11 protein-coding genes and 1 tRNA gene are annotated in these 6992 nt (G+C 35.6%); all 12 read right to left on the bottom strand.

Features of this window, described 5'->3' with window-relative positions; genetic code table 11:
• Positions 1–286 precede the first annotated feature (286 nt).
• A complete protein-coding gene (locus ABYK33_RS12435) occupies positions 287–433 on the bottom strand; it encodes a hypothetical protein (RefSeq protein ID WP_373033570.1) in 147 nt (48 codons plus the stop codon).
• A gap of 239 nt (positions 434–672) precedes the next feature.
• A complete protein-coding gene (locus ABYK33_RS12430; protein ID WP_373033569.1) occupies positions 673–1101 on the bottom strand; it encodes a hypothetical protein in 429 nt (142 codons plus the stop codon).
• The gene (locus tag ABYK33_RS12425; protein ID WP_373033568.1) at positions 1094–1666 is read right to left on the bottom strand and encodes a hypothetical protein; all 573 of its coding nucleotides are present in this window, start codon (positions 1664–1666) and stop codon (positions 1094–1096) included. Before ABYK33_RS12425 ends, ABYK33_RS12430 begins: the two co-directional genes overlap by 8 nt.
• A 14-nt stretch (positions 1667–1680) precedes the next feature.
• Positions 1681–2496: a hypothetical protein gene (locus ABYK33_RS12420; RefSeq protein WP_373033567.1), complete on the bottom strand. Its 816-nt coding sequence runs from the start codon at positions 2494–2496 to the stop codon at positions 1681–1683.
• A gap of 176 nt (positions 2497–2672) precedes the next feature.
• Positions 2673–3356 (bottom strand): hypothetical protein, encoded by a 684-nt coding sequence (locus ABYK33_RS12415; RefSeq protein WP_373033566.1) that lies wholly within the window; start codon positions 3354–3356, stop codon positions 2673–2675.
• Positions 3334–3663: a hypothetical protein gene (locus ABYK33_RS12410; RefSeq protein WP_373033564.1), complete on the bottom strand. Its 330-nt coding sequence runs from the start codon at positions 3661–3663 to the stop codon at positions 3334–3336. The genes ABYK33_RS12415 and ABYK33_RS12410 overlap by 23 nt, the downstream gene beginning before the upstream one ends.
• On the bottom strand, positions 3660–3842 hold the full coding sequence (locus ABYK33_RS12405; RefSeq protein ID WP_373033563.1) for a helix-turn-helix transcriptional regulator: 183 nt from the start codon (positions 3840–3842) through the stop codon (positions 3660–3662). The genes ABYK33_RS12410 and ABYK33_RS12405 overlap by 4 nt, the downstream gene beginning before the upstream one ends.
• Before the next feature lie 162 nt (positions 3843–4004).
• Entirely contained in the window at positions 4005–4649 is a 645-nt protein-coding gene (locus ABYK33_RS12400) for a hypothetical protein (protein WP_373033562.1), read from the bottom strand.
• Positions 4646–5875 carry a tyrosine-type recombinase/integrase gene (locus ABYK33_RS12395; RefSeq protein ID WP_373033561.1) on the bottom strand — a complete coding sequence of 410 codons (1230 nt, stop codon included), beginning with the start codon at positions 5873–5875 and terminating at the stop codon, positions 4646–4648. The genes ABYK33_RS12400 and ABYK33_RS12395 overlap by 4 nt, the downstream gene beginning before the upstream one ends.
• A gap of 186 nt (positions 5876–6061) precedes the next feature.
• Positions 6062–6137: transfer RNA gene (locus tag ABYK33_RS12390), tRNA-Arg, on the bottom strand.
• Positions 6138–6173: 36 nt separating this feature from the next.
• A complete protein-coding gene (locus ABYK33_RS12385; RefSeq protein WP_373033560.1) occupies positions 6174–6647 on the bottom strand; it encodes a hypothetical protein in 474 nt (157 codons plus the stop codon).
• The coding region (locus tag ABYK33_RS12380; protein ID WP_373033559.1) for a hypothetical protein at positions 6620–6992 on the bottom strand (373 nt) is incomplete at its 5' end. The genes ABYK33_RS12380 and ABYK33_RS12385, both read right to left, overlap by 28 nt.

Here is a 6992-nt window from a genome sequence, read left to right as displayed (position 1 = left end):
TAAGGCTATGAAAATGTTCAAGATTTAGGAGCGTGTTGTAAAAAAGTGTCTATTTTTTCAAGAGAGGTGAGTTGCGACAGTTTAAAGGGGGCAGTTTGCAGTAACAGAAATCATCTTCGATAAAATTTCAGAGAATTGATTAAACCTGGGGAATATGAATGGAAGTGGTCTCCCCACGAGAAACCAAAGAGATCTATTTAATCCCTATTTATAGGGGTTTGTAAATATACTTTAAAAATCTATCCCTAAATCTATCCCTAAAATTTTGTGTGTGGTAAAAAAGTAACTATTTCTTTTGTGATTTGAGCAACGCTGCTATTTCTTCGGCTGCTATTTTGAGAGAGGCTAAATTGTCTTGTTTCGTTTTTGCGTCTTTTGCCTTGATCGTCTCGGCATCTTCAAATACTGGTAGCTTAGTAATTATTTCATTCATGTAGTGATAATAACAAAAAACAGTTAAAGTTTGAATAGCTATTACACTGACTTTAAATCTATAAAGGCAATGTTAACAAAGCACGTCTTTAGTATTTAGTTTGTCATTTTACTGTTTCATTATTTGAAACTTTGATTGTATAAAGTTTGAAAATTGTAAGTAGCAACTCCCTAAAAATAGGGCTATTGCTTTTGTGTGTCTTGGCTATTATTTGAGTAGTCTTAAATCAGTAGTACAAATTAGCCGTTTGAGTGTTCGCTTTTATTCCTGAAAGTGTCGAACCTTTGTCGAACTTTTGTCGCACTTTTGAGCCTAAATCTATGATAACTTTTGTATGCGAATATTAAGCACTCATCAAAGTATTTTAATCGTAATACCTTTGATTGATTTTTGATTGATAGCTCACTTCTAAAAGTATATCCATACTTCTTAATCTCACGATTATATTCTTTTGCATCTTGTATCACTTCTTTTAATCGCATCTTGTAGTATTGCTTGTTTATAGCCCTTGATCTCTTAGCCCTATTAATTCGGCTTTTGTCTTTGGCTTTAGCTCGCATAAAGTAGTTTATAGCTGTTCGTTCTACAATGTTCAAACAATGACCTATTTCTTTAAATTTCAAGCCTTTTGAATAGAGTGAGATAACTTCAAATTCTCTTTTAGTCATAGTTTTTATCTACAACAAAAGTGACTCTTATAAAGTCACACTGACAATGTCTATCTATTAATGCTACTGCGTCACCAATTTTTATTTTTTTGTTATCATTCTTTTTACACCATTCACAACTTAGTTTTCCACCAGCATTTAATAATCTTACATATTTAAAGCCAACATTTTTTAGCTTTCTTAAATTATTAATTTCTAAAGCTTTATTGCGAACTTGATTAAACAAATTAGACAATAATTTTTTTGGATTTGTACCTTTTATCTTTTCTTTATTAAATATTTCAATTAAATCTTCCGATATTTTAAGGCGTTTACTTATTCCTAGTTGTTCCTTTTGTTCATTCGATAAGTACGCTTTCCCTTTATTTAAATCAATTCTGCCAAAGATATGCTCTATTATTTTCCCACTATGCTCTTTATTAAAATAATCTCTTTTATCTAACTCTTGAACTAAAACTGCTTTCATAGTTTGATTGATAAAGTTTGTTTCATCATTACTTATTTGAATTCCCAAGTCATTACTCTGTTTTGAATTAGTAAATAGCTTTTTAATCAATTTAAACATTTGAACCCTTCTAGTTATTGTGATAATCGATCAGATAGTTCTTCCAGTATATCTTGAACAAGGGCAACTTTAAAATCAATGGCTCTATCAAATAAAACTATTTGCTTGTTAGCTCCTAATACAGTTTTATATGTACTTACTCCTATAAAGCTAACATATTCAATGTTATTTAATAGTTGCCCTTCAAGAGGCTGATTTTTATTCTCTTTAATTCTTTTTATACCCAATGTTGAATTTACCCCATATCTATAATTAGGTTGGTACATTTCAATTCCTTGAGCCAACTGGGTGAACTTATAAGCATATGTTCCGCTATCTCTAAAATGTATAACATACTGTTTATAATCATTTATACTAATTGACCCTGCTTCAGCTAGTCTTATAAACTGATGCATATCTACAAATTCAACATAACCTTTGTAACCATTTTTTTTAGCTAAATCTTCATTATCTTTCAATACTTTGGCTGCCGTTTCTTTTTCTTCTTGAAGTTTTTGAGCTTTTATTTTTTCCAACCTTAACTGCTCATTATTATATTTAGTTTGGCATTCTTCTTTTAAATCACCGTATGTCTTATCTGTCTCATTATATTCCTCATCTATAACATATCGTTCGTATGTCCTTTGAATAGCTTTTCTCTTTTTTAAATATTTATTTATATCCATACCCTTATCACTTTTGTGACATTGTTCCAATTTTTCTAGTATTTCATCATTATATTGTTTATATTCAGAATCACTCATAGCAGTAAGAGTCTTTAGCCCTCCACAACCTTGAATAGCCATTACAAAGACTAGCGACAAAATAACTTTCATAGAAACATTAATCATAAAATATCCTTTATTTTAATAAATTTACATAGTATATCTTTTTTATCTGTAGTAGGTATGAAAAAATTCAATATTGTTCTTTGTATCAATTCAATTCACACTTCACTTTCAGCATTCTTTAAGAAGTGCATTTAAGCCCTTGCTGTGTGGAGTTTGCAGGGGCTATTTCTGAAAATTTAAGTAATGTAACTTATAGGGAGTACTTTCGCATCTATTCCACTAAATCGTTTTATACTTTTTTCCATTTTTGAGATAAAGTGTTTATCTAAATCCTTGAGCTTCATTCCTTTTGGAAAATAAGCACCTTTGAAGCAAAACTCTAACCGCTCTAATGGTTTAGATAAGTTCGCCTCTTTTTGTTTGTCGTATCGTTTTATATCCAGCTTCGCATTTGTTTTTTTCTCTTTTGGAGTTTTGTAGTAAGTAGTGTTATAGTATTTCAAAGGCTCTCTTTTTTCACAAAGCTTTTTTATAATCCTATTTGGTACTTTCACAAAATCGAAACAAACATCTATCCGTTTGAGTTCACACCCCATAAACTCTAAGAAGTGAGCCTCTAAGAAGTCGTTTAAAAGCTCCGATTTATTATCATAGCCTCGTAGCCCTGCAATATCTAAAGTTTGTTTTGTAGGGCTTCTGTTGTATCGCTTGAGTGCAATAGTTAAGCCTGTTGAGGTGTAGATTATTTTTGCCTCTGTTATGCTTTTAGTGAGATGCTTTTTAAAAGTATCACTCCATAATTTTGGCTCAAATATTCCCACGCTTTTGGCTGTCTCTATGATATAATCTTCATTTATAAACCACTGTTCAAAATCCTCACTTCTAAGACTTATAGAGTCAATTTTCCCGACTGACTTCACTGTCTTGATTAGCTTTAATTATTTCGGCTAATCTTTTTTTATAGTTAGGACTTATTCGATAAATTCCTATTCTTGCAACGCTTCCGTCTATTTTTAACACTTCGTGGGGTTCAGTGAGTAAGATATCTGTACCATCTGCAATGTCAAAAAACCGCTCTAACTTCCTTCTAAGATGTTGTATCAGATCAGGCAGATAGTGACAATTAAAAACCTCTTTGGAGTAATGAGTTTGCACTCTATCATCATCTTTTAGGGCTAAGGACAAAATCTTTTTTTCTGTCTCGTTTAGTGATAGTGTGCTTTTCATGCAGCACCGCCCGTCTGCTTTTCAATCCATGTTTGGATCTCTGATTCTCTCCAGACTGTGACACGAGAAGATAACTTCGTTCCTTTTGGCAAACGTCCAGAGGCAACCCATGCCCACACGGTGCTCTTAGCCAACCCTGTTAATTCCATAACTTCTTTAATTCGGATAAATCTATCCATTGTATAATCCTCTATAACTGTTACCTACAATTAAAAGGGGTTAAGTACTTATCCAGTATAAGCGATTGAAATTTACTTACACTCTCTAATAGCTAGTCAGATTATGTAATAGTATAGGAGTAAAGTTGGACTGTGTTTTTTTCTTCGTCCAACTTTTTTTTATTAAAATTCGTGAGGGTGTACTGAGTCTTTAAAAGTATTATTTTGTGATTTAATTCTATCGTGAGTTTCTACCCCTAGTATGTTGAAAATTATAATTGTACTCATCTGATTTATATTCGCATCGGTTTGTTTAATGTCTTGATGGTGTGATATTTCTTCCAAAAGTAAGTTCATTCGCTGCTTTATTTCTTTATGATTTTCTCCATTACTTCTTAATAAAAAGTAACATAGACCTACTATCCAATGAGTATAGTTTTGATTGCTACTACATAGGATTTTTTTTAAATCTTTAGATGGCTTCTTATTTTGTTCCAATGCAGTTTTTAATCTATTCATATAAATACTTCTCTTTATCAACAACTCTTTTCTTAGTTGCTTAAGCGAAATAAGCTCTGATTGAATATCTTTTATTTTATTTTTGTATTGATCTATTTGTGATTGAAGTTCTTCATTTTTATACTGACTAAGTAATGCTTGATTATGATTCTTCATTTTTTGGAACATATTTATTTTTGATTCATCAGCTATTATAATTAATTGTTCTAAATTTTTTAGTTCGTTTAGAAATTGTTTGAGTTCGACGTTAATGAGTCTTTGAATGTTGCTCTGAATTGAATTTTTCAGTTCTTCTAATGTAATAGTCATTTTTCCGCCTTTATCCCATCAAGATAACCGCCCCACCACTTCATAAGCTCTTTACGGGCTTCTAAGTGTTCAGCATGGTTATAGGCTGCCTTTACGCTGCTTCGCTCTGTGTGGGCTAACTGTCGCTCTATTACGTCACTGCTATGCCCGTGCTCGCCCATCTTCTCGTGTGCGATTGTGCTGAACATACCTCTAAAGCCATGAGAGACTATTTCGTCTTTTGTGAAACTCATTCTTCTAAGTGCATAATTAAGCGTGTTCTCACTCATAAAGCGGTCTTTATAAACGGCATTAGTAAAAACATATTTGTTATGTCCTGTGTACTGTTGCAGCTCTTTAAGCACTTCGATTACATACGGTACTAGCGGCACAATATGAGGCTTTCGCATCTTCATCTTTTCGGCTGGTATTTTCCAAAGGGCATTTTCAAAGTCTATCTCCGACCACTCCGCCGCCCTAAGTTCTCCAGGACGTAAAGCAACATAAGGGGCAATCTGTAAAGCGCATTTTGTGACGTAATCGCCTTGATAACCGTCTATCGCTGCCAATAAGCTTTTAATCCCTGCTCGGTCTGTGATAGTCGGGTGATGCCTTACTGATCTTCTCTTGATAGCGTATCGCTTCTCTATGTCGGCAATAATGTTATGCTGTGCTTTGTCTGTTGATACTGCATATTTGAAAATACGCTCTAATAGATTAACGGTTTTTTTTGCAACCTCAACCGCTCCCCGTTCTTCAATCTTCTCTATCACCGTTTTAATGTCGGCACGGGTAACGCTGTTTATAGGCTTCATGCCTATCTCTTTTTTTACGTTGTTATCAAAATAGCTATGCAGCTTTGTGTAATACTTTTCGGTTAGATCACCCTTGATATTGTTGAGATATTCCTCTGCAACTGCGTTTAGGGTGTTTTCAGCTTCGCTTTCTTTTGCCTGTCTAGTCGCCTTCGCTGCGTTTCGTTCTGCTGCTGGGTCTATGCCTAAAGCTATTTTGGTTTTATTGTCTTCTCGCATCTTTCGAGCTGCTGCTAAACTTACCGATGGGTACGCCCCTAAAGCGATGCGTTTCTCTTTACCTTCATAGGTATATTTCAACCGCCAAAGCTTGCCGCCCGTAGGCATAACTGAGAGGTACAAACCGCCACCGTCAAATAGCTTGTATTCCTTCGCCTGCGCCCGTGTAGCCTTTATTTCCTTATCTGTTAAGGGTGTAGCTGCTCTTGCCATTTAAAAGCCTTTTAGGGATAGATTATTTTCGTGTTTCATGCAAAAAGCATAAATATCCCTAAATCTATCCCTAAAATACTTAGATATCCCTAAACTATGCTAGACTTCCTTAGACTAATAAAAGGCTTTAAATATCGTGTTTTAGGGGCTTTGAAAGTGTTTATTAGATTGCTTTAAACTATGGCGTGGTCTCCCCACGAGGACTCGAACCTCGAGCTAGGCCTTAGGAGGGCCCTGCTTTATCCAGTTAAGCGATAAGGAGAAAGAGAGGCTGACATTATATCGAACCTAGCTTTTATCATTGCACCGGTGGCATTTGGGGCTGCCTTACAGGTGGGAAACGCGGCGGTGAAGAGTATCCGGGCTTCCCGCCACCGTCTCCGCTCGAAAAGCTGCCCTCTTGATAGATCTCTGTTACATTGGGACGAATGCCGTAAATGGCATGGTACTCTCTGACCGCCCCTTTAAAGTACTCCCTTCGTTTTTTGTCCCCTCGTTTGATCACCTGCTGGATCTGATACTGCCCGGCTAAAGTGATCTCCTCTTTGCAGTATGCCAAATAGATTATGGCGCTATCGATAAGTTCATTGACCAGATCATAGTTTTTGCGATATGAGACATTACCCTTTTCGTTCATCATGTACAGTGCCATATCGTAAGCCTCTCTGCGATCGCTGCAACTCTGGGCAGATAGAGTTGTGCTGGCGACCAGTAGCAATATAGCTGCTGTTAGGAGCAACTTTTTCATTCTACAGCCCTTATCGTTCCCCATTTATAGACGATGATCTCTTCGGGGTGCGTTCGTGCGTAACTGCTAATATTAGATTGTGAAAAAACCTTATAGCTTTGTTGATGCTGCCTGGCCTTTTTTAGTTTGCGTTTTAAGATGTATTGACGATCAAGGGAGTAGACATTTGGGCACGCTGTCAACAAAGCATCACCCTCTTCTACAAACCGTTCAATGATCGCGTATGCACTGTTGCCGGCTACTGCTATACGGGCTACCGTATCATAGGCGATCTCCTCTTTTTCAAAAGAGAGTTGCTGATTTCGGCACGAATCCGCTTTTACATGTGCAGTAATCAGTAAAAGAAAAATTGACAAGGCTATTTGCTTC

The organism is Sulfurovum sp. (assembly GCF_041562805.1).
In the GTDB taxonomy this organism is placed as follows: domain Bacteria; phylum Campylobacterota; class Campylobacteria; order Campylobacterales; family Sulfurovaceae; genus Sulfurovum.
The sequence above is the reverse complement of the archived record's forward strand: the minus strand, read 5'-3'. Positions and strand labels throughout refer to the sequence as shown.